The 21,946-nt window shown below is 43.7% G+C and carries 16 protein-coding genes and 3 tRNA genes; 13 read left to right on the top strand and 6 right to left on the bottom strand.

The genetic code is table 11. From position 1 onward, the window contains the following. Positions 1-13: 13 nt before the first annotated feature. Positions 14-700, bottom strand: coding sequence for an energy transducer TonB (locus GJU82_RS14755; protein WP_153632848.1), 687 nt, complete (start codon positions 698-700; stop codon positions 14-16). A gap of 236 nt (positions 701-936) precedes the next feature. Here GJU82_RS14755 and GJU82_RS14750 point away from each other — a divergent pair. Further along, positions 937-1,010 (top strand) — tRNA-Ala (locus GJU82_RS14750). Between the two features lie 55 nt (positions 1,011-1,065). Here GJU82_RS14750 and GJU82_RS14745 read toward each other — a convergent pair. Beyond that, positions 1,066-1,770, bottom strand: a complete 705-nt coding sequence (locus tag GJU82_RS14745) for a hypothetical protein (RefSeq protein ID WP_153632847.1) — start codon at positions 1,768-1,770, stop codon at positions 1,066-1,068. A gap of 146 nt (positions 1,771-1,916) precedes the next feature. On the opposite strand from GJU82_RS14745, the gene GJU82_RS14740 reads away from it, so the two are divergent. The 3 genes from GJU82_RS14740 to GJU82_RS14730 are packed head-to-tail and all read left to right on the top strand — an operon-like array spanning position 1,917 to position 5,176. Further along, positions 1,917-3,026, top strand: coding sequence for a lysylphosphatidylglycerol synthase transmembrane domain-containing protein (locus tag GJU82_RS14740; protein WP_153632846.1), 1,110 nt, complete (start codon positions 1,917-1,919; stop codon positions 3,024-3,026). 11 nt (positions 3,027-3,037) lie between these two features. Further along, positions 3,038-3,769 (top strand): M48 family metallopeptidase, encoded by a 732-nt coding sequence (locus GJU82_RS14735; protein WP_153632845.1) that lies wholly within the window; start codon positions 3,038-3,040, stop codon positions 3,767-3,769. Positions 3,770-3,829: 60 nt separating this feature from the next. Then, positions 3,830-5,176 carry a deoxyguanosinetriphosphate triphosphohydrolase gene (locus GJU82_RS14730; protein ID WP_153632844.1) on the top strand — a complete coding sequence of 449 codons (1,347 nt, stop codon included), beginning with the start codon at positions 3,830-3,832 and terminating at the stop codon, positions 5,174-5,176. Between the two features lie 55 nt (positions 5,177-5,231). Here the strand turns inward: GJU82_RS14730 and GJU82_RS14725 are convergent, their stop codons facing one another. Then, on the bottom strand, positions 5,232-5,894 hold the full coding sequence (locus tag GJU82_RS14725) for a hypothetical protein (protein ID WP_153632843.1): 663 nt from the start codon (positions 5,892-5,894) through the stop codon (positions 5,232-5,234). A gap of 275 nt (positions 5,895-6,169) precedes the next feature. Between GJU82_RS14725 and GJU82_RS14720 the strand changes: the two genes are divergently transcribed. Beyond that, a complete protein-coding gene (locus tag GJU82_RS14720) occupies positions 6,170-7,366 on the top strand; it encodes a carboxypeptidase-like regulatory domain-containing protein (RefSeq protein ID WP_194831070.1) in 1,197 nt (398 codons plus the stop codon). 293 nt (positions 7,367-7,659) lie between these two features. Next, on the top strand, positions 7,660-8,421 hold the full coding sequence (locus GJU82_RS14715) for a hypothetical protein (RefSeq protein WP_153632841.1): 762 nt from the start codon (positions 7,660-7,662) through the stop codon (positions 8,419-8,421). Positions 8,422-8,610: 189 nt separating this feature from the next. Here the strand turns inward: GJU82_RS14715 and GJU82_RS14710 are convergent. Both GJU82_RS14710 and GJU82_RS14705 read right to left on the bottom strand, forming a co-directional pair. After that, positions 8,611-8,683 (bottom strand) — tRNA-Gln (locus tag GJU82_RS14710). Between the two features lie 7 nt (positions 8,684-8,690). Then, a tRNA-Gln gene (locus GJU82_RS14705) sits at positions 8,691-8,763 on the bottom strand. 124 nt (positions 8,764-8,887) lie between these two features. On the opposite strand from GJU82_RS14705, the gene GJU82_RS14700 reads away from it, so the two are divergent. The 5 genes from GJU82_RS14700 to GJU82_RS14680 all read left to right on the top strand — a co-directional run bounded on the left by GJU82_RS14700 (position 8,888) and on the right by GJU82_RS14680 (position 16,514). Then, entirely contained in the window at positions 8,888-11,950 is a 3,063-nt protein-coding gene (locus GJU82_RS14700; RefSeq protein WP_153632840.1) for a DUF2723 domain-containing protein, read from the top strand. Positions 11,951-12,398: 448 nt separating this feature from the next. After that, positions 12,399-13,373, top strand: a complete 975-nt coding sequence (locus GJU82_RS14695; RefSeq protein WP_153632839.1) for a 2-hydroxyacid dehydrogenase — start codon at positions 12,399-12,401, stop codon at positions 13,371-13,373. Positions 13,374-13,439: 66 nt separating this feature from the next. After that, a complete protein-coding gene (locus tag GJU82_RS14690; RefSeq protein ID WP_153632838.1) occupies positions 13,440-14,531 on the top strand; it encodes an alcohol dehydrogenase catalytic domain-containing protein in 1,092 nt (363 codons plus the stop codon). A 23-nt stretch (positions 14,532-14,554) separates the two neighbouring features. Then, complete coding sequence (locus tag GJU82_RS14685) at positions 14,555-15,568, top strand: alcohol dehydrogenase (protein WP_153632837.1); 1,014 nt, start codon at positions 14,555-14,557, stop codon at positions 15,566-15,568. A gap of 67 nt (positions 15,569-15,635) precedes the next feature. Further along, on the top strand, positions 15,636-16,514 hold the full coding sequence (locus GJU82_RS14680; protein WP_153632836.1) for a dienelactone hydrolase family protein: 879 nt from the start codon (positions 15,636-15,638) through the stop codon (positions 16,512-16,514). A 283-nt stretch (positions 16,515-16,797) separates the two neighbouring features. Here the strand turns inward: GJU82_RS14680 and GJU82_RS14675 are convergent, their stop codons facing one another. After that, on the bottom strand, positions 16,798-17,685 hold the full coding sequence (locus GJU82_RS14675; RefSeq protein WP_153632835.1) for a lipopolysaccharide assembly protein LapB: 888 nt from the start codon (positions 17,683-17,685) through the stop codon (positions 16,798-16,800). Positions 17,686-17,954: 269 nt separating this feature from the next. On the opposite strand from GJU82_RS14675, the gene GJU82_RS14670 reads away from it, so the two are divergent. Together GJU82_RS14670 and GJU82_RS14665 are read left to right on the top strand one after the other, a co-directional pair. Continuing rightward, complete coding sequence (locus GJU82_RS14670; protein WP_153632834.1) at positions 17,955-21,020, top strand: DUF2723 domain-containing protein; 3,066 nt, start codon at positions 17,955-17,957, stop codon at positions 21,018-21,020. Between the two features lie 114 nt (positions 21,021-21,134). After that, entirely contained in the window at positions 21,135-21,848 is a 714-nt protein-coding gene (locus tag GJU82_RS14665) for a polysaccharide deacetylase family protein (protein ID WP_153632833.1), read from the top strand. Positions 21,849-21,946: the final 98 nt, after the last annotated feature.

Below are 21,946 nucleotides of genomic sequence, written 5' to 3'. Positions count from 1 at the left end.
TGCAAATAATTCTCTACTGCAATACAAAGTTGATCGGTACAGTAAATGAAACGCGAACCGGCTTACCACGTTGCTTACCCGGCTTCCATTTCGGAAGTGAGTTAATCACGCGCAATGCTTCTTTGTCAAGCGACGGGTCAACACCACGAGCAATTTTCGCGTCGGTTACTGAACCATCAGTGTTCACAACAAAGTTCACATACACTTTACCCTGAATACCGTTTTCCTGTGCGATAACCGGATACTTGATAGCATTGGCAATGTACTTACGCAGTGCCAAATCACCACCCGGGAATTCAGGCATGTCTTCTACAATGAAGAACACCGGTTGTTCTTTGGTTTTCTCTTCTTTCTGCTGTTGAATCGGAGCTACATTAACCACGGTATTGTCATCGGCCTCAGTATCTTCGATCTTCAGTTCGTCGTCAATATCCGTGTTATTATCCACAATGTTAAGTACCTCTACAACCTGTGGTGGTGGAGGTGGTGGCGGCGGTTTAACTTCTTCCGGCCGCGTGATGGGGATCATCTCGTCTTCTACATCCTGTGCCTGTACTTGTCCGAGGTTAGTGGCCTCCTTAATCTGACTGTTCCAATTGAAAGCCAGGAGTACCAAACCCAGTGAAACTACCAGCCCAAGTTGAACGAAGATACCCCTCTTGTTCTCAAGATCCGCTTTGGGTGATTTCTTCGGTTCCATAGTTTTAAGTTATTTCCGAGTTAAATTATTCTTCTTTTTTCGAGGGTTTAAAGATAAAAAATAATCTTCAATTCAAAGTTTTTTAATGCCTATTTTGAAATGTTTCATACACCTCCTTATTCCCGTTAAACACATTGTTCTATCTATTTTTTTCGAAACAAACGAGAAAAAGTTCCAATTCCAACTCATAATATTTGTTTCTTTTAAAAAAATTGTATTTTTGCTCCGCGAGAAAAGGGGGCGTAGCTCAGTTGGCTAGAGCGTTTGACTGGCAGTCAAGAGGTCGCGGGTTCGAGCCCCGCCGTCTCCACCCAAAAAGCCTGGTTCAGTGAGCCAGGCTTTTTTGTTTTCCCCCAACTTGCTACCTATTTGATCTTCGATAAATAAAGTTTCTGAAGATCCTCCAGGTAGTTTAGGTCCAATTTCTTTGAGTAAATCCGCACCATTTCGCGCAACTTAAATTTATAGTAAAACGCTCCTTTGGCCGAGTCGAACTTACTGCCAAACCAGTTGTAAATAACCTGTTGGTTATACTCGTTAAACTCTTCCGGTGTCATGTATTTAGGTAAGAGAATATAGGCATGGTAATCTTCCGAACAGTCCATAAATATTCCTTTCGCTACTTTCTGGATACAGAATGTTTTCTTTAGTTTAATGATGCCCTCTTCCTGTTTCCATTTACCGGAAATTGTTTTTGGTTTAATTCCCAGTTCGGCAAATGCCTCCTGGATCGGTTTAATGTCGTCGTAGCTGTCGAGGTGACGCAAACGCAACGTATGAAACGTTTTGGCATAAATCTTTACAGATGCACAAGCAGCTTCAAAATTCCATCCCTTCGTCTTTCTAATATGTTGAAATGCTCTTGATACTTCGAAGACTTCGTAGTCTTTCTCCAGTCCGATGTAAAGGTACACAGGTTTGACTTCGTTTGGAACTTCGTTGTAGTAGCCGGGAAAAGGTTGGAATGACTCAAAAACCAGCGTTCCTGGAATCGTTTTGTCGGAGATGGTAAATAAAGTTTCACTCTTCGACAACGTTCCGAAAACTTCAATTGTCTTATTTTTGCCCATATTTTTGAAGGTTATTGCAGGTTATAAAATATAATCCTGTATTCCTAAACAATAATTTAGAGCTTTTGTTAGTAAAAACCTACTTTATGCCCTTATTTTATTTAACATTTTACCCTTTCCAAAACTAAATCCTCACCTGGCATTTCATGAGAAAAGAGCAACATAAAATATTAAAAGAGGTTCATCCAGCGAGAGTTATCCTACCGCTCATTATTAGTGTGGCTGTGGGAATTTACATCGTAGCAGTGGAAGAAACGCCTCCCTCATTATCTGATTTACATTTCAATCGTCAAATGGCCGGTTGGTTGTTTGCCGTTCTGGCTATGGTCCTGATGCGGGACATCGGTTACATTATCCGCCTACGCATTCTTTCCGACAAGCAACTTTCTCTTCTTCAGTCCGTACGCATCACTTTCCTATGGGAGTTTGCGTCATCGGTAACCCCTTCGGCCATTGGCGGAACATCGGTTGCTTTACTGTTTTTATATAAAGAGGGCCTTTCGATTGGGAAAGGCTCGGCTATTGTACTGGCCACTTTTTTCCTCGATGAGCTCTATTTCATCCTGATGTTTCCTCTCGTTATCTGGCTGGGTGGTTGGCAGCAATTGTTCGAAGTAACGCCGGGGGATCCTGCTTCAATTTTTCGCAACCAGTTTTTTTGGTTTGCCATTGCCGGATACGGAGTCAAACTAACCATCATCTCACTGGTTAGTTACGGATTGTTCATCAATCCAAAAGCCATTAAAAAGCTTATTGCGGTTGTTTTCCGTTTACCGTTTCTGAAACGTTGGCAACAAGGTGCCCTGGATTCCGGAGATGAAATTGCCATGGCTTCAAAAGAGTTGACAGCTAAACCCCTTTCCTTCTGGTTAAAAAGTTTTACGGCTACCTTTTTCTCCTGGACTTCCCGTTACTGGGTGGCTAACTTTCTCATTCTCGCCCTGTTCTTCGGACTGAAAGGACAATTGAATCAGGATATTGTATCCATCGGCCAACAAATTCACATCTTTGCCCGTCAGCTCATCATGTGGATTATGATGATGGTGATGCCAACTCCCGGCGGAACCGGCTTCTCCGAAGTGGTTTTCCTGCAATACATGGATGTCTTCATTCCCACAGGTTTCGCCAGCTTGATGGCCATCATCTGGCGGTTTGTGAGCTATTATCCGTATCTTTTTATCGGTGCAGTGATTCTGCCCGGCTGGATCCGGAAAAGCTTTAAACGCCATCACGCGCCGACAAAAATAAAGGATTAGAAAATACTTGCATGAAAGAGAAATGGATTTCGGTTGAAGACATCGGGCAGGTCAAACTGGTCAAGAATAAACGCTCAAAACAACTGCGCATTACCGTTAAACCTTCCGGTGAAGTGCGGGTCAGCATGCCCTGGTATGCCTCTTACGAATCGGGGATTTCCTTCTTGATGAAGCGGAAAGAGTGGGTTCTGGATACGCTGGCCCACTACCAAAATCATCCTCTGCGACAAAATTCGTTTCAACCCGGCGTATTGTTCCAAACGCGATACAAGACCTATGAACTGGCCGTGTCGAAAAGGACCGGCAACCGGTTGATTATCTCTTTTCCGGAAAATCGCTGTGTCCTGGAGTTCCCGGAAAATCGATCGCCCGATAGCCAGGGATTGCAGGAGGCTATTACAAATGTACTAACCGAACTATTACGCAAGGAGGCCAGGCTATATTTACCCAAACGCACCAAAGAATTGGCGGAACAACTGCATTTCCGGTACAACCGGGTTTTCATTAAAAACAACAAAAGCAACTGGGGAAGCTGTTCGAGTTTAGGCAATATCAACCTGAACCTGCACCTGATGCGCCTCCCCGATCCGTTTATCGATTTTGTAATTGTGCATGAATTGGTACATACCGTCATTCCCAATCACGGCCAGGAATTCAAAGCAGCCATGCAACGCTTTTTCCCCGAAGCAAAAACAATGGAGAAGGAGCTGAAAAACTATCACCCCCGATTTTTCACCAATTGATTGTAGGGTTTCAAAAAAAAACAGAGAACTTTAACGTCTTAATTTTAAACAGCCAGCAAAATGATGCAGTGGGATCAGTTACTTTCGGCCAAACGGCTGGGACTTGAGGAAAGGCACACCAATGAAATTCACGATGCCCGTTCGCAATTTCAGCGCGACTACGACCGCATTATCTTCTCATCCCCTTTTCGCCGTCTCCAGGATAAAACACAGGTTTTTCCCTTACCGGGAAGTATCTTTGTTCACAACCGTCTGACGCATTCGCTGGAAGTAGCCAGCGTTGGACGCTCGCTGGGAAATATGGTAGCCACCGAACTCGAAAAACGCCCGGACATCGAACATAGGGAGCTGCTTCCTGAAATTGGTCCCATCGTATCATCGGCTTGCCTGGCGCACGACTTAGGCAACCCGCCTTTCGGCCATTCGGGCGAATCAGCTATTGCCAATTATTTTACGGATGGGCAAGGCCAAAACTACCGTGAAAAAATGACAACGGAAGAATGGGCCGACCTGACCCTTTTCGAAGGAAACGCCAATGCTTTTCGCATTCTCAGCCACCAGTTTAAAGGCCGGCGTGCCGGAGGGTTTGCGCTCACCTATACTACGCTGGCGTCCATTATCAAATATCCATTCCCGTCGTATCTGGCTGGCGGGAAACAGAAATTCGGTTATTTCCAGAGTGAAAAGGAGACTTTTCAACGCATCATTTCTGATTTGGGATTACCCGAAAATAAGGATGAGCCGGGAAAATTTGCCCGCCATCCGCTGGTGTACCTGGTGGAGGCAGCTGACGATATCTGCTACCAGGTGATGGATGTGGAAGATGCACACAAACTAAAGATTCTGACTTACGAGGAGACAGAAGATTTACTCATGGCATTTTTTTCTTCCGAAGAAGATAAAAAGACACGGAAACCCATTCTACGGAACTTCAAAACGGTGACCGACCGCAACGAAAGAATAGCATACCTTCGCGCAACAGTCATCGGACAATTGGTCCGGGAATGTGCCACTATTTTCATGGAAAACCACGACAACATTTTGTCCGGAAATTTTGACGGTTCGCTTTTCAAACGCCTGGCCGGCACTTCCGCAAAAGCGATGGACCATATCAAGAAGGTATCGGTGAGCCGGATTTACAGTGAGCGCTCTGTCGTTCAGATTGAAATTGCCGGTTATAAAATCCTGGGAACATTAATGGACGAATTCACCCAGGCCATTATGCACGAAAAGAATCCACTGTCGAAAAAATTGCTCTCCATCATTCCTGAACAATACCGGAATGACGAGCACTCGACCTACGGGAAAATCCAATCGGTTATTGACTTCGTTTCCGGGATGACCGACCCGTTTGCGCTTGACCTGTACCGGAAGATTACCGGCATCAGTTTGCCGCAAATCGGATAATAACAGAAGCCCCTCGACAAAAAGGGCATCATTTTTTTCCGGTTAACCGGGAATATTATTTCGTTAGTTCGCTTTTCAACAACTTCACATTGTTGTGCAACTTCTTCAACTCGGCATCCTTCTTATCTATCTCACTTTGCATCGAAGCTATCTCCGACTGAGCTTTTTTCAATTCAGCCTTGGTTTCATTCAACTGGTTCCGGATAACCTCTATCCGGTTCACCTTCGCCTGTGTTGCGTCTTTCTGCTTACTTAAATCAAACCGCAGATCACCCAACTCTTTATTCAACTCTTTAATTTGTGATTCGCCAGCCTTGATTTGGTTATTCAAATCGTTAATCTGTTGGTCACGCTCCTCGATGGCAGCCTTCAACTGCCGTTTCTCGGTCTCGAAAACGTAAATCTTATCCGACATGTCGGCATTAGCCCTGGCCACATTCGATGATAAGCTATTGATTATCACGCTCAACGAGTCGATATAGGTGTCTTTCACGGCATTGCTCTGCCGCAACTCATTCTGCATTTTATTAAATTCGGAACGGATGTTGGCGGTCAAATGATTGAGCGAATCAACGGTGGTAGTTAAAGCAACCACCCGGCGGGAAGCCCTGATTTTTCCCTGTTCCATTTCGAGGTACTTTTTTTTCGACACACACGATTGGCCCAGAAGTAAAACGGCAATCAGGCTGAAAAGGTAAAGACGTTGGCGATATTTCATATGCTTATTGTTTTTCGCTGATAAAACAGAGACGCTGTTAGCCCGAACAGGCTGGTTTCTGGTTCCTGGTTTTTCTTTTTTGACTTAACAAATATAGGAAATTAAAGCTGCCTTTGTTTCCAAAATTAAACCGGAAGCATACCGAAATGTTTATCTTTACGGGATGTGATGCGACCAGCCGGAATCATCTTAACGTGGAAATATATAAGCTGATAAGCATCGAAAGAAAAAGAAGTGCGTTTTACACCAGCAAAATTTCAGAAAAAACCGATAGTATGAATTACAAAATAACCGCCGTCATTATTGCCCTTTTCCTTCCGGGAATATTAGTTGCCCAGGATACCAATATGAACACCATCAAAGGCATTGTCGTTGATAATGCCACCGGCAAACCGGTTCAGTATGCCAATATCGGTATTGAAGGGACCTTTCTGGGCTCGGCCAGTAATGCCTCGGGGCAGTTCGAATTTAAAGTACCCGCATCGGAGAAAAATGGATACCTGTATGCATCGGCAGTGGGTTACCAAACAATAAAAAAAGCGGTTACCGCGATTAATTCAGGGAATGCAATTGTTCTCCGGATGGAACCGCAATCATACAAAATCGAAGATGTCGACATCAGCGCTCAGTCGCTCGTCCTCTACCGGATTCTTCGCGAAGCCTCAAAGAAAATTAAAAATAATTATTTGCAGGGACCTTTAAGTTCCCAGGCGTATTACCGGAACGACATCACCGAAGACGGGAACCTGATTCATCATCGCGAAGCTGCGGTTGAAATTTCCGACAAAACAGGTTATGTGCGCGAAACACCGGCTCAAGAGCAGGAGGATATCAACTACCGGTTCATGGAAGTACGGACCAACACTCCGTTTTCCTCGCTGGCCGACGGAATGACCCAGATGGACGAATTGCTGAGTTACGATATCGTCAGAACCCGTTCGGGAGTATTGAACGCCAAATTCCTCCACGACTATGATTTGACGCTCGACCAAATGACGGGATTCAACGGCGATTCCGTTTGGGTGGTTAATTATACCCTGAACCATCCTGACATCAGCCACACAGGCGATTTTTATGCAACATCATACAAGGGGAGAATTTATATCAGTAAGTCGAATTATGCTGTAGTGAAAAATGAAACCTGGATTACAGCTTCCAACTATAGCCGCCAGGGACGCTCGTTTGCCGCAACCGGAAACGCTAATTTAAAACCAGTCGAAATTCATTATAATTTTACAACCACCTATCGGAAGAACAAGAATAAGTTCACCCTGGGATTCACCAAAGCTACGCGCCAAAATGTCTGGTTAAATCCAAAAACGGGGAATAAGGAAACGATTGTATATCAAACTTATTTACTCCCGTCGGTTATCGAAACGGCTCATCCGAAGATGCTTTCCGAACGGGAATATTTTGTTGATAAACCCTACAACAAGGCTTTTTGGGATTCTTTCAACGCGATGGTTCGTTAACATATAGTTTGCAAAATCCCACTCGCCTATTTGATCAAAAGGTAATTCTAAGCAAACTTTATTCGTTTCGATACCTAATATTCCAAATTATCCATTTACTTTGCCCCGATTTTTAAGGATGAAACTAATCATAACGTAAATCAAACAGTTAGCCTCAACGGCACCTGAAAATTCCTGACATCCTATCTGCCTAAGAACAAGTGGTTTGAATCAAAGCCTTCGGATATCTTGGAAAGATTTGTAAACCTTTGGTTAATCAATTTCGTCTAAAAGAAAATAGGTGTGCTATTCGAATGAAAAAAATACTTGCATATATATCGCTGCTTCCCGGCGCCATTCTTCTATTGATGATGGGAAGTTGTACCATGAATGACAATGAACTGCTGTCAAACTCACCCAACAACACTTCACTCATTGTATCGGAGGAGTTATATCCCAACATGGATGCCCTTCTTCCTAAAGAAGTAATTGCCTACGAATACGACAATCAGGGATACCTGGACAAGAAATTGTATTACGATGCAAAAACAGGCATGTTGGCCAGAGAAACCGTTTTCCAAAATGATGGGGAAGGACGAACATTAAAAGCACTCAAATATCAACATGATACCATCAATCCTTCCGGGGTCCAACTAGTCTCAACCCGCGAATTTGAATATGCAGACAATAAGCTTCAGTCTGAGTACATTGTTCTTCCAGGTGGAGAACGTTTGCTGGATGTGAAATACATTTATGGACGAGACCAGCTTGAACGAAAGGTATTTTACCGGGCAGGCGAAGTGCTTTATTACGATGCCTACGAATACAAAAGGGACGGCAACCTCGATAATGTAACCCGTTTTACCCCGTCGGAGTACGTCATGTCGTGGATTGAATATAAGTATGACAGCAACCAACGCAAGTCGGTGATGAAGTACTCCGATCATACGGGTGCGGTGTACAAACAGGAGTTCTTTCATTATAACTCCGACGGTGAGTTACGCCTGGTGGAACATCAGAACGGTTTGTTGTCCGGAAACCACACATCGACGGTTACACGCTATTCCTATATGTAAACCTTTGGTTTTTATTCATCCTGCTACTTGTTGATGTAAGGATTTGGTCTTTTTAGTATGGAAACAATTCCCAAAAACAGGTAACTTATGCTACTTAACCAACACAACACGCTCACCGAAAATGATCATCTCCATCACATTCCCCATACATCATAAAAAAAGGGCTTGCCTGAAAGCATCCCTTGGATGTTGCCCTGTCAGGTCTCGAACCTGAACTCTTCTGAACCAGAATCAGACGTGTTGCCAATTACACCACAGGGCAATAATTGTTGACCCGCCAGGGCTCGAACCTGGACTCTTCTGAACCAAAATCAGATGTGTTGCCAATTACACCACGGGTCAATCATTCATTATCCTATCTTTTTAGGACGGGTGCAAAATTATAAAGATTTTTCTTTCTACAAATGTTTTCATTTAAATTTTTGCTCCCGAAAAGCTTATATTTACGGCAAAGCAAATAGACAACATGTCCGATTTTCATAAAAAAAACATTGTACTGGGCTGGATTATATTTGGTTTGTCCGCCACAGTATACCTTCTCACATTAGCGCCCACCGTTAGTTTTTGGGATTGTGGCGAATTCCTGGCCGCCTCGTATAAATTACAAATCGGCCACCCGCCGGGAGCACCTCTTTATCTGATGGTTGCACGTATTTTTTCGTTGTTGGCATCCGGCCCGGACGAAGTTGCTCATGTTGTCAACAGCTTTTCAGGACTCGTCAGCGGGGCAACCATCATGTTCCTCTTTTGGACCATTACCCACCTGGCACGTATGCTGATGCCCAATCCGAAGGAGCTAAAAAGCAATGAACAGATTTTAGTGCTTGGCTCAGGACTTGTTGGAGCGCTGGCCTACGCTTTCACCGATACATTTTGGTTTTCGGCGGTCGAAGCCGAGGTTTATGCCTTTTCTTCCTTTTTTACAGCCATTGTTTTCTGGGCCATCCTCAAGTGGGAAGAAGAAGCAGACCAGCCGCGTGCCAACCGTTGGATTGTGCTAATTGCCTACCTGATGGGACTGTCTATTGGTGTGCATTTGCTGAACCTGCTGGCGATTCCGGCGATGGTCTTCATCTTCTATTTCAGAAAATACCAAACTTCCCGAAAAGGATTCATCATTACCCTGCTGGTGGCGATGGCTATCTTGGGGACCATTATGTGGGGAATTATTCCCGGGGTACCGAAAATAGCTGGTTGGCTCGAGCTGGTAACCGTTAACGGCATGAATCTGCCCTACAATTCCGGATTATTGATTTTCGTTGCGATAATCGTTGCCGGCCTGGCATATGGTATTTACTATACCTACCGGGGAAAGAAATTTCTGGCCAACACCATTTTACTGAGCGTACTCATGCTCATCATTGGCTACTCATCATACTCACTGATTATCATTCGCTCAGGCGCTAACCCACCGATGGACGAGAATAATCCGGATAACGTATTTTCACTGGAAAGTTACCTTAACCGGACACAATATGGAGAACGTCCGCTGCTATATGGCCGCTATTATAATGCTCCGGTAGTAGATGAACGGGAAGGCAAGACCGAAACCATACAGGAAAATGGTAAATACAAAGAAGTAATCCCTTTCCCTGCCTACGAATACGACCGCCGTTTTAAGACTGTCTTTCCACGCATGTACAGCAATGTGCCCACCCATATTCAGGCGTACCAAACCTGGGGAGGCACCGACGGAACAGCATTGCCCGTTAACAATAACGGACAAACACAAATGCGCAAAAAACCTTCATTCGGTGATAACCTGCGCTTCTTTTTCAGCTATCAGACGGGCTTCATGTATTTCCGCTACTTCATGTGGAATTTTGTAGGCCGTCAAAACGATATTCAGGGTTACGGAGGCGTTGTCCATGGGAATTGGATTAGTGGCATCAATTTCCTGGATGATATGCGTCTGGGGCCACAGGATGATCTCCCTTCCGATTTGAAAAACAACAAGGCACGAAACCGATATTACTTTTTACCGCTCTTGTTAGGATTACTTGGTTTTATTTTCCAGTATTCACACAACAAGCGTGGCCGGCAGGACTGGTGGGTTGTCTTCCTGCTATTCATCTTTACCGGACTGGCCATTGTGGTTTACCTCAACCAGACACCGTTCCAGCCGCGTGAACGGGATTATGCCTACGTGGGATCGTTTTACGCCTTCGCAATTTGGATAGGAATTGGCGTGATCGGGCTCTATGACTTACTGTCACGGCGCCTCCGGATGAAAGGTTTACCTTGGTTGGTAACGGCGGTAGCCATGGTTGTGCCCGTGATTCTGATTGCTCAGAATTACAATGACCACGATCGCTCCAACCGATATATGGCCCGCGATTACGCCCGCGATTACCTCGAATCGTGTGCTCCAAACGCCATCTTGTTTACCTATGGCGACAACGATACGTTCCCCTTATGGTATGTGCAGGATGTAGAAGGTGTTCGTCCCGATGTACGGATTTGCAACCTGAGCCTGTTGGGAATGAACTGGTACATTACTGAAATGAAATCGAAGGCTTATGATTCCGCCCCGCTGCCCATTTCGTTAAAAGATGATACCTATCGGATGGGCAAGCGGGATTATATTCCGGTAGTTCCCAAAATTGATAAACCGGTTTTGCTGAAAGATGCAATTGATTTCATCGCCAGCGATAATCCACGCTCACAGCTTTCCATGCAAAATGGCAATAAACTCGATTTCCTCCCGGGAAATAGGCTTTATATGCCCATCAATAAGCAAAAGGTACTTAAGAATGGCACGGTAGCCCCGGAAGATGCTTCGGATATTGCCGACACCGTTACCTTTCACATAGGTGCCAGTAGTTTATCCAAAAGTGACTTTGCTGTCATGGATATGATTGCCACCGGTAACTGGAGCTGCCCAATTTATTTTGATCTCAGTGCCGTCCAGTCGCTCAAGTTGGGACTTCAGGATTATCTGCAACTGGAAGGATTGGCTTACCGGCTTGTGCCTATCAAAACACTTTCTGACGGAATTTCTCTTGGCCGTGCCAACAGTCGTATTTTATACCATAATCTGATGGGGAAATTCACTTGGGGAAATATCAGTGATACAACCATCTGGGTGGATGACAATAACGTGAAAGAAGTAAAAATCATCGATGCCAAACCTACTTTTAACAGGCTGGCCCAGGCATTATTGGCCGAGGGAAAACGAGATTCGGCCATTAACGTACTTGACCGGTGCGTGGCTACTTTCCCCAACCGGAATATTCCATACGGTTACGAAGACTTTGATCTTGCGAAGACCTATTACAAAGCAAATGCTCCGGCAAAAGCGAATGCCATCATCAGGAAACTGGCGCATCTGACACTCGAACGCCTGAACTATTACGTCAACCTCCCGAGTTATCTTTCCGATGGGCTTGACCGGGAAAGGCAACGCCAACTGGCCATTCTGTCCAACTGTGTACACATTGCCAAACAATACAAACAGGATGATTTGAGCAAAGAACTCGATGACCGGTTGAATGAACTGATTAATCGTTACAGCCTTTCCATGAAATAAAAAAACCTTTTCCAGGGAAGTCTTATCCCAACTTATCATCTTACTATCATAAAATTCTGTATCCCAGCCGGATGCCGTTACGTTTTTCACATTTCGGTTAGTGTATTGTAAATTGTTCAGATGGTGTTTCCATCTTTCCCTGAAAGAGCGGTACGGATAAAATAAATGCTCCCCCCTGTTTGGGTTTCACAGGGTTTTTAACCCAGGTTATACCCAGTTGGATTAAATTTATTCGTGAACATGTTTCAATATATGATGTTTATATTTATTAAGAGAACGGACTATGTTGAAAATTGGAATTATAACAGGAACCACCCGTTCCGGCTGCAATCCAGAAGCTGCGGCAAAAAGCAGGACAAAGTTACCTGTATCTTTTATCCCTCTTTAAGGTGGCCCAAAATGTAAAACTTCATAATCAATTGATAAATCTCCTTCAAAATTACCACAAATGAAAAAGATTTTAGTGACATATAAAGCCAACGAAAAAGAAAAAGAATTTTACAGGAACTTCTTCCAGGAACATGTGATTTCTTTTTTAGATGATTATACAGAAACAGCTAAAAAAGAAAAAATATTATTGGAAAGTGACATAATCATTGCGTGGAACCCGACAAAAGAATTAGAAAAGTTTAATAAAAGCCTGTTCCGTAATTTTCATCTTATTCAACTATTGTCTGCCGGTTATGATCACCTGGAATTCGATATGTTTCCGGACAAATGTTTAATTGCAGCGAACCAGGGCGCTTATGCAACACCGATGGCTGAACATACGGTTGCAATGATTCTTACACTGGCAAAAAAATTGCGCTTGTATCATAACCGCATGGCAGAAGGAAAATTTGAACAACTGAAAAGTATTACCAGGCAGGTTAAGGGAGCAACGCTCGGAATTATCGGCTTCGGTTCAATTGGAAAAGAAGTTGCAAAATTGATGCGTGGTTTTGATGTGAAAGTAATGGCATTAAACACAAGCGGAAATACAACTGAAAATGTTGATTTTATTGGCACATTAGACGATTTGGATCACCTCTTAATTCATTCCGATTTTGTGGTCATTTCCATTCCCCTGACAGACGAAACAGAAGGATTAATCGGGAAAAGGGAATTAGAGCTGATGAAAAATGATGCCATATTGATTAATGTTGCCAGGGGGCCGGTTATTAAAGAAAAAGATTTATATGAACATTTGAAGGGCCACCCCGATTTTTCAGCCGGAATTGATGCGTGGTGGATCGAGCCGTTTAAGTTTGGACAGTTCAAAATCAATTATCCCTTTTTTGAATTGCCCAATCTCATCGGATCACCCCACAATTCAGCTATTGCCGAAAATATTATGATTGAAGGGGCAGGAAAAGCAGCAGAAAATGTGAAGAGATTCCTGAATAATGAGGAAATAAAAGGAGTCGTTAAAAGAACATTATAAAATAAGGAAAAAATTAAGTACAGAAACACATTTCAAAAAATAAAACAAACGCCAAGGAGTATAAATATGAAAAAAACAATGAAAGCAGCACGCTTATATGAATTGGGGAAACCTCTTGTAATAGAAGAGGTTCAGATACCGGAATTATCGGATGACGATGTGTTGGTAGAAGTGAAAGCTACGTTTGTAGCGCCATCAATGAATGATATTCTAAATCCGGGCGGAAATTTTATCCGCCCTGCCTTACCGGCTATTTTTGGTTCCGATGCTGTTGGAATCATTTCTAAATTAGGAAACAAGGTAAGAGGATTAAAAGAAGGTCAGAAAGTATGGGTCAATTCGATCCTTTATGATAAGACGGATGAATACGCATTAATGGGCCGGGAAGGATTGAGTGATTCGATGGCTTTCCAGGGCATGTTCACTTTTGATCCGAACAACGTCCGTCTTTTAGATGAATATCAAGGCGGCTTTGCTCAATATGTAAAAGCGCCCTCGACAAATGTGGCAATCTTACCGGATAATTTTCCTCTTGAACAGGCAGTCCGTATTGGTTACCTGGGAACAGCCTATCAGGCTTTGAAAACTGCAAATGTTCATTACGGCTCAACCGTTTTGATCAACGGCGCTACCGGAACCGTCGGTACAAGCGCTGTGCTGCTTGCTTTAGCTATGGGTGCGGTAAAAATAATTGCTGTAGCCAATAAAAAAGAGAGGTTGGAAAAAATCAGGCAGATTAACCCGTCGGTTATTTCCACCTTGTCACTCCTGGATGGGGAAGTGACCGGCAAGATAAGAGAATTGACAAACGGGAAAGGTGCCGGGTCATTTGTTGATTGCCTTCAATACGTTGATACGCAGTCGACTCATCAATGCTTATATGCAGTTAAAAAAGGAGGGACTGCTGTATTTGTTGGCGGGGCAACCGGAAATATCAATATTCCTTACGGTTTTCTTTTAGGAACTGAAATAAAGTTAACCGGGTCATTATGGTTTCATAATTTTGAAGCAAACGAAATGGTTAGCCTGGCTCAATCCGGTTTGCTGAATTTAAATTTGTTTGATGTAAAAACCTTTTCACTGGACGAGATAAACGAAGCTGTTGCCCTTGCAGGATCAAGATTAGGAGGATTAACAACAGTGATGGTAAAAATTTAACAAAGTAATTAAAAGGTAAAAAAATGGCAACAATGAAAGCAATGCAGGTAAAAAAAGCCGGTGGTGATTTTCAATTGGTTGAAATTCCGGTACCGGCACCGAAAGAAAATGAGGTACTGATAAAAGTAGAAGCCTGTGGAATTTGTCACAGCGATGCAATGGTAAAAGAAGGATGGGTCCCAAATCTACCATATCCTTTAGTCCCGGGCCATGAAGTAATCGGAACAATAACAGAAGCCGGGAAAAATGTAAAGTCATGGCAAACAGGTCAAAGGGTAGGCGTGGGCTGGCATGGCGGGCATTGTTTTGAATGCGAACCTTGTCGTCGGGGCGACTTCATTAATTGTGTCAATGGGAAGGTCCCCGGAATTAACTACAACGGCGGTTATGCTGAATATATGTGCGCACCGCAGGATGCACTGGCTTCAGTTCCCAAAGAATTGAATTCGGAAGAAGCCGCCCCTCTTCTTTGTGCCGGTATCACTACATATAATGCGTTAAGAAACAGCGGAGCTAAACCGGGTGATACGGTTGCAATACAAGGCATTGGGGGTTTGGGACATTTGGGAGTACAATTCGCGAATGCTGCCGGTTACCGGACAGTGGCAATTTCTAACGGAAGTGAAAAAAGAGAATTGGCATTGAAACTCGGTGCACACATATACATAGATGCAAGTAACACTAATGCGGCCGAAGAGCTGCAAAAAATGGGAGGAGCTGACATTATTTTGGCCACCGCGCCTAACAGCAAAGTGATTTCGGAAATAACAAACGGCCTGAAACAACGAGGTAAATTAATCATTGTTGCTGCGGCGAGCGAGCCCATGGAGGTTATCCCGTTCACGCTTATTTCCGGTAAAACAATTCAGGGATGGCCCTCGGGTGATGCAAAAGATTCTGAAGATACGATGAATTTTTCGGTCTTGAAAAATGTTCGCCCTCAAATTGAAGTTTTCCCTCTTGAGAAAGCGAACGAGGCATATAACAAAATGATTACCAACAAAGTAAGATTTAGGGCTGTGTTAAAAATGCAATAAATCCCGGCTCTTGAACAAAACATACATTTAAACCGTTTTTTCAACAAATTAATTAAAGGAGGTTGGTATGAATATCAAAAATTATTTAAAAGGTTTCGACAGTAAATTCCTTGTCGTCAGTTTGCTATTGATATCAATAGCGACTACTGCTGACGGATACGGAAGGAACCAGGGAAAAAACAGAAAGCACAGACAGAAAAAAAAGAACGAACAAAATATCGTGCGTAAAGAGATTGATTATAAGGCAGGAAAGACACCATTAAAAGGGTATCTTTTTTACGATGAGAATAAAACGAAGAAAAGCCCCGGAATCATTGTTGTGCACGAATGGTGGGGCAATAATGCTTACACCCAAAAGCGGGCCAGGATGTTGGCAGAATTAGGTTACACAGCATTTGCTGCCGACATGTACGGCAATGGCCTTATCGTTGATAATCCGGAAGATGCACAAAAAAATGCAGGTGCTATTTATTCTGATGTGAATTTATTGAAAGAAAGAATGACAGCAGCTTACGATGTTTTAGTAAACAGCGGTTTTGCAGATCCGGAACGTATTGCAGCAATAGGTTATTGCTTCGGTGGTACGGTGGTCTTAACCGCTGCCAGTTTAGATATCCCGCTTGATGCAGTTGTAAGCTTTCACGGTGGGCTTGCAGGTTTCAAAGCGGACCCGGCAATTAAAAACACGCATGTTCTCGTCTGCAACGGGGCAGCAGATAAATTTGTTTCCCAGGAAGATAAGGATAATTTTAAAAATCAGATGAATGCTGTTGGCGCTGCCTATGAATTTAAAGAATATGAAGGAGCCTTGCATGCTTTCACAAATCCCGAATCAACTGAAGCAGGCAAGAAATTTAACATGCCCATTGCTTATAATGCGGCGGCAGATTCAGCCTCGTGGAATGATATGAAGGAATTTTTCTCAAAGTATTTTCCTGTTAATTGAATAAACGTCAGGCCATAACACCTTAGCCCAACTTGTTTCCCAATTGATATAAAATGTTGAATATCAGTCACATGTTGTGATATTATTTATAATTCGGGTACTACGGATTTTTTCATGTGATGAGGAGCGGTTTTTTTACGGCTTTCAAAAATATTGCAATTGATTATCCGGTAGTTATAAACGAAATTTGTGCATTTTTTTTGATTGTGGATGGGGTATTTTTAACAAGTTGGGTTATGCTGTTTCCCGGGAAAAGGTTCACTATTTTATTTTTCAACGAATTTTATTCCGATTTACGCCGCCAGTAGTCTGATTTTGACTTACTATCTAGCCGAGCATAAATATTGGCCAGGTAAGCCGCATACCTTTTTGAGGGATGAGCAGCATACAGCTTTTCAAAATAATTGCGGGCGGTGCGATAATCAGCTGAAATTCCTTTCAGCGCTTTCAGCAATTTACTGTACTGACTGCGGGTATGATTTTTCTCGTAAGCATCCATTTCATTTTTGTACCGCTTCCCTACCGCATCATATAGTGTCCGTGCTTTTCTGAACAACGCATCTTCATTGGCCGGATCGAGTTTCAGCAACATTTCCTGCGCGTTGTTCAATTCCGGCCCGCGGTTTAACGACTGACAAACCTCGAAGTACATCTCAACGTAATTTTTGTTGCTTTTCACATCGCTTTCGATGTATGGCCACTCTTTGAAAGCCTGCTCGTAGTTCTCACTTTCCACAAGCGCCTCAAAGTAACGTTCCCGGGCCTTCATTGCGTCAGTATCTTTTACATCAAATGAGAAATAATACCCAAGTGCATCCAGTTCTTTCGACAGGTTATCAATTTTGTGGAAATGGCGGGCCAGATACAACCATAACTCAGGAGAGCTTTGTCCTTTCAACCTTGCCGTATTGTACCACTGAAACGCCAGTTTATCATTACCCGCTTTAACAGCGGCTTTAGCTGCTTTTAGATAATTTTCCGCCGTAAAAACGGAGCCAACCTTTCCATAATCAGCAATAATCTGCTGCCAGGCAGCAGTTGCTTTTGCATATTCACCTTTGTTGTAATACGATTCGGCGTTGTTGGTTAACGCGGTGAAGTTTTTGGAAACGGAGCAGGAAGCCATCAAAAGGGCGCTTAGTCCGATAAAAATATATCCCTTCAATCTCACATCTACAGTTTTTGAATTTAAGAACATCAAAGGTAACTCATTTTGTTTCACCAACCCAAACCGGTATTAGTAAAACGATTTTCTTAAAAATTGTAAATATTTGATACATATCCGGCTGCAACTTCTATTTTTGTTAAATTAGATTGATCAAAAAAAGCATTGTACCAGATAAATTAAGCATTACGTTTCGAGTTGTCCTGTGAAGGAAGGTTTTATATCTTCGCACTTCCATGAAAGAACAAGACAGTTAGCGAATCAACGTGACAAACATGAAAAAATACAATCTTTACAACAACATTACCGGTTGGGTGGTATTTATTGTGGCCGCCACAACATACCTGCTGACAATGGAGCCCACTGCAAGTTATTGGGACTGTCCTGAATTTATCACAACAGCCTACCGGATGGAAATCGGGCACCCGCCCGGAGCGCCTTTTTTTATGCTCATCCAGCGTTTCTTCTCGCTTTTTGCCAGTTCGCCTTCCCATGTGGCTATCATGATGAATGCGTGGTCGGCTTTGGCCAGCGGATTGACCATTCTCTTTCTCTTCTGGACTATTTCGCACCTGGCGCGTAAAATTATACTGAAAAATGACGAAGGACCAACCACTGCGCAACTAATTTCCATTTTGGGTGCAAGCGCAGTCGGTGCGTTAGCGTATACTTTCTCCGATACATTCTGGTTTTCGGCAGTGGAAGCGGAAGTTTACGGGACGTCGTCGCTGTTTACCGCCCTTGTTTTCTGGGCTATCCTGAAGTGGGAAAACGAAGCCGACTCGCCGGGAGCCACCCGCTGGTTGATTTTTATTGCCTATATGATTGGCTTATCCATTGGTGTTCACTTGCTGAACCTGCTGGCAATTCCGGCCATCGTGTTCGTGTATTACTTCAGGAAATACAAAGTCACTAAGCCGGGGCTCGCCATTGCTATGATTATTGCCGTGATCCTTCTGGCGTTCATTATGTATGGCGTTATTCCGGGCGTAGTGAAAGTAGCTTCGTGGTTCGAATTGCTTTTCGTTAACTCCTTTGGTGCACCATACAATACAGGAGTTATTGTTTATGCTGTGTTGTTCATCTCTGCTGTTATCTGGGGATTGCGATATACCATCAAAAAGAAAAAAACACTGGCTAACACCATCTTACTCGCATTTACCGTCATTGTTATCGGATATTCTTCGTACGCGATAGTGGTGATCCGCTCATCGGCCGACCCGCCAATGGACCAGAATAATCCGGACAACGTTTTCGGTTTATTGGGCTATCTGAACCGTGACCAATATGGCGATCGCCCCCTGATATACGGTCAGTACTATGATGCCCCGGTCGATCGGCAAGATCCTTATTCGCAGGGAAAACCGCATTACGTGGAAGATCATGGGAAATACATCATATCCAATTACAAACAGCATGCAAATTACGATAGCCGTTTCGAGACGTTCTTCCCCCGCATGTACAGCTCTGATCCGCAACACATAGCTGATTACAAATCGTGGGTGCATATTACCGGGACCAAAATAAGAACGACAGACCAGAATGGTAATCCAACGATCATTGTCAAACCGACCTTTGCCGATAACCTTGCTTTCTTTTTCCGTTACCAGGTTGGATGGATGTATTGGCGTTATTTCATGTGGAACTTCTCCGGAAGGCAAAACGATATTCAGGGCCATGGTGATATTCTCCGTGGAAACTGGATCACCGGTATTAAATTCCTCGATGCGGCACGACTGGGAAATCAGGATAATATTCCCAACGTTTATGCAAACAATAAAGGCCGCAATACTTACTTCCTGTTGCCCTTCCTCCTCGGATTATTGGGTATTTTCTTCCAACTGACATCCGGGAAACGAGGGAAACGGGATTTCTGGGTGGTGTTCCTCCTCTTTTTCATGACAGGAATTGCCATTACAATTTATCTGAACCAAACGCCGCACCAGCCCCGTGAACGTGATTATGCCTTTGCCGGTTCATTCTATGCTTTCGCGATTTGGATCGGCCTGGGTGTACTGGGGCTTATCGATATGCTGAAGAAATTTACGCCTCCGGTATTGGGCCCTATCCTGGCGACAGTTATCAGCCTGGTCGCAGTTCCCGTATTGATGGCCAGCCAAAACTGGGACGATCATGACCGTTCGAACCGGTATACAGCGCGAGACTTTGGCCGAAACTACCTGGAATCATGCGCACCTAACGCCATTCTTTTCACCAATGGTGATAACGATACCTTCCCGCTTTGGTACGCACAGGAAATAGAAGGAATCCGCCCGGATGTGCGGGTTTGTAACCTGAGCTATTTACAAACCGATTGGTATGTTGATCAAATGCGGCGCAAAGCATACACGTCGGATCCGCTTCCGATAAACTTTACGCACGATCAGTACCTGGAAGGGACCAGGGACCTGATCTATGTGATCAATCAATTGAAACGTCCTGTCAATCTGAAAGAAGCCATCGATTTTGTTCGTTCGGACGATCCTCGTACAAAACTGCGACAGGCGGACAATTCATCCTACATTCCGACAAATGAACTATTTTATCCGGTTGATTCGTCCGATGTGATGAAAAATCATGTGATTACGGCCGAGCAGGCCAAACACATGGTGAAACAACTCAACATCAAACTGAAAGGCCACTACATCACCAAGGATGAATTGATGATCCTGGACATGATTGCCAATAACGCCTGGAAACGGCCATTGTACTTCGCCATCACGGTAGGAAGCGATAAATATCTCGGCCTGCAGAATTATTTTATGTCCGAAGGATTTGCCTATCGGGTCGTTCCGATTGAGTTCAAGTCGGAAAACGGTCAAACTGGCGGTGTGGATGCCGACACCATGTACAACAACATGATGCACAAGTTCAGGTGGGGTAACATGAACGATCCGAAGGTATACCTCGACGAGAACAATACCCGCATGGCCATGAATGTGCGTAACAACTTCGTCCGCCTGGCGGATGCCTTACTGGCGAAAGGCCGAAAAGACTCGGCCATTACCGTGCTCGACAAATGCGCCGAAATTGTGCCCAACAGCAAAGTAGAGTATAACTACTTTAATTTGCTGATGGCTGAAGATTACTTTAAAGCAGGGGCAAACGATAAAGCAAAGGAAGTGATGAACACCATGTTTAGCAATTACGAGGATGAATTGAATTATTTCTTCTCATTGCAACCGAAGTTCCGGAAAACCATTCAGGATGATATTCAACGACCACTCTTTATTATCCGCGAAATGGCACGAACTGCTGATAAGTTTGGTGAAAAAGATCTGGCAAAAACATTAAGCAATAAGTTTACTACATATGTTCAGATCTATTCATCAACTAATTGATAAATAAAGGCTACAGGTAAAATAATTTATGCTAAATTTGTTTATCCGGCAAAAATTATTTTACCTTTGCGCCGTATTAAGGTGTAGCGATAGCGCCACCTTTAATCTAACAAAATGAGACTAAAACCTCAGGTACACTTACCTCGACATATTACAAAATGGTTCCCGGCAGCCATCTGGCGCATTCCGCAAGAGGACAAAAAAGTTGTTTATCTGACCTTTGATGACGGCCCGATTCCTGGTGTCACTCCCTGGGTATTGAAATTCCTGAAGGAAAATGACATCAAAGCTACGTTCTTTTGTGTTGGGGAAAATGTATTCCGGTATCCCGAAATCTTCGAGCAGATAGTAGAAGACGGCCACGCAGTTGGAAATCATACGTATCATCACATTCAGGGATTGAAAAGCGAAAATGTTTCTTATTTCAAAGACATCGAGCAAGCAAACCACCTGATCGGATCCAACCTTTTCCGTCCGCCACACGGCTGGCTGAAACGCTCACAATACCACTTCATTTCGCAGAAATACAGAATCATTATGTGGGATGTGATTTCGTGTGACTATAACCGGAATATTCCTAAAGAAGAGGTCCTGAAAAATGTATTGAAGTATTCACGTCCAGGAAGTATTATCACTTTCCATGATTCGCTGAAAGGAGAAAGCCATCTTCGCTATGCCTTGCCAAAGGCTATTGCCGAACTAAAAGAGCGTGGATACGAATTCCGCAAGATTGAATTCCCGAAAGAACGCCCATTGTTCAATCCTGTGTACCGCCAGCGTTTGCAAAAACTCAGGCAAACCATCCGCCAGGTACACCGCTGGGCATAATCCCCTTTCCCCACAATCTGCATGCCGGGTTTATTTGTCATCGTCTTCATCACGGCTGACGCTGGATAACTGTGCCCCACCTTGCCGATTTGTTTCGC

The sequence above is a fragment of the Prolixibacter sp. SD074 genome (assembly GCF_009617895.1).
Taxonomy (GTDB): domain Bacteria; phylum Bacteroidota; class Bacteroidia; order Bacteroidales; family Prolixibacteraceae; genus Prolixibacter.
The sequence above is the reverse complement of the archived record's forward strand: the minus strand, read 5'-3'. Positions and strand labels throughout refer to the sequence as shown.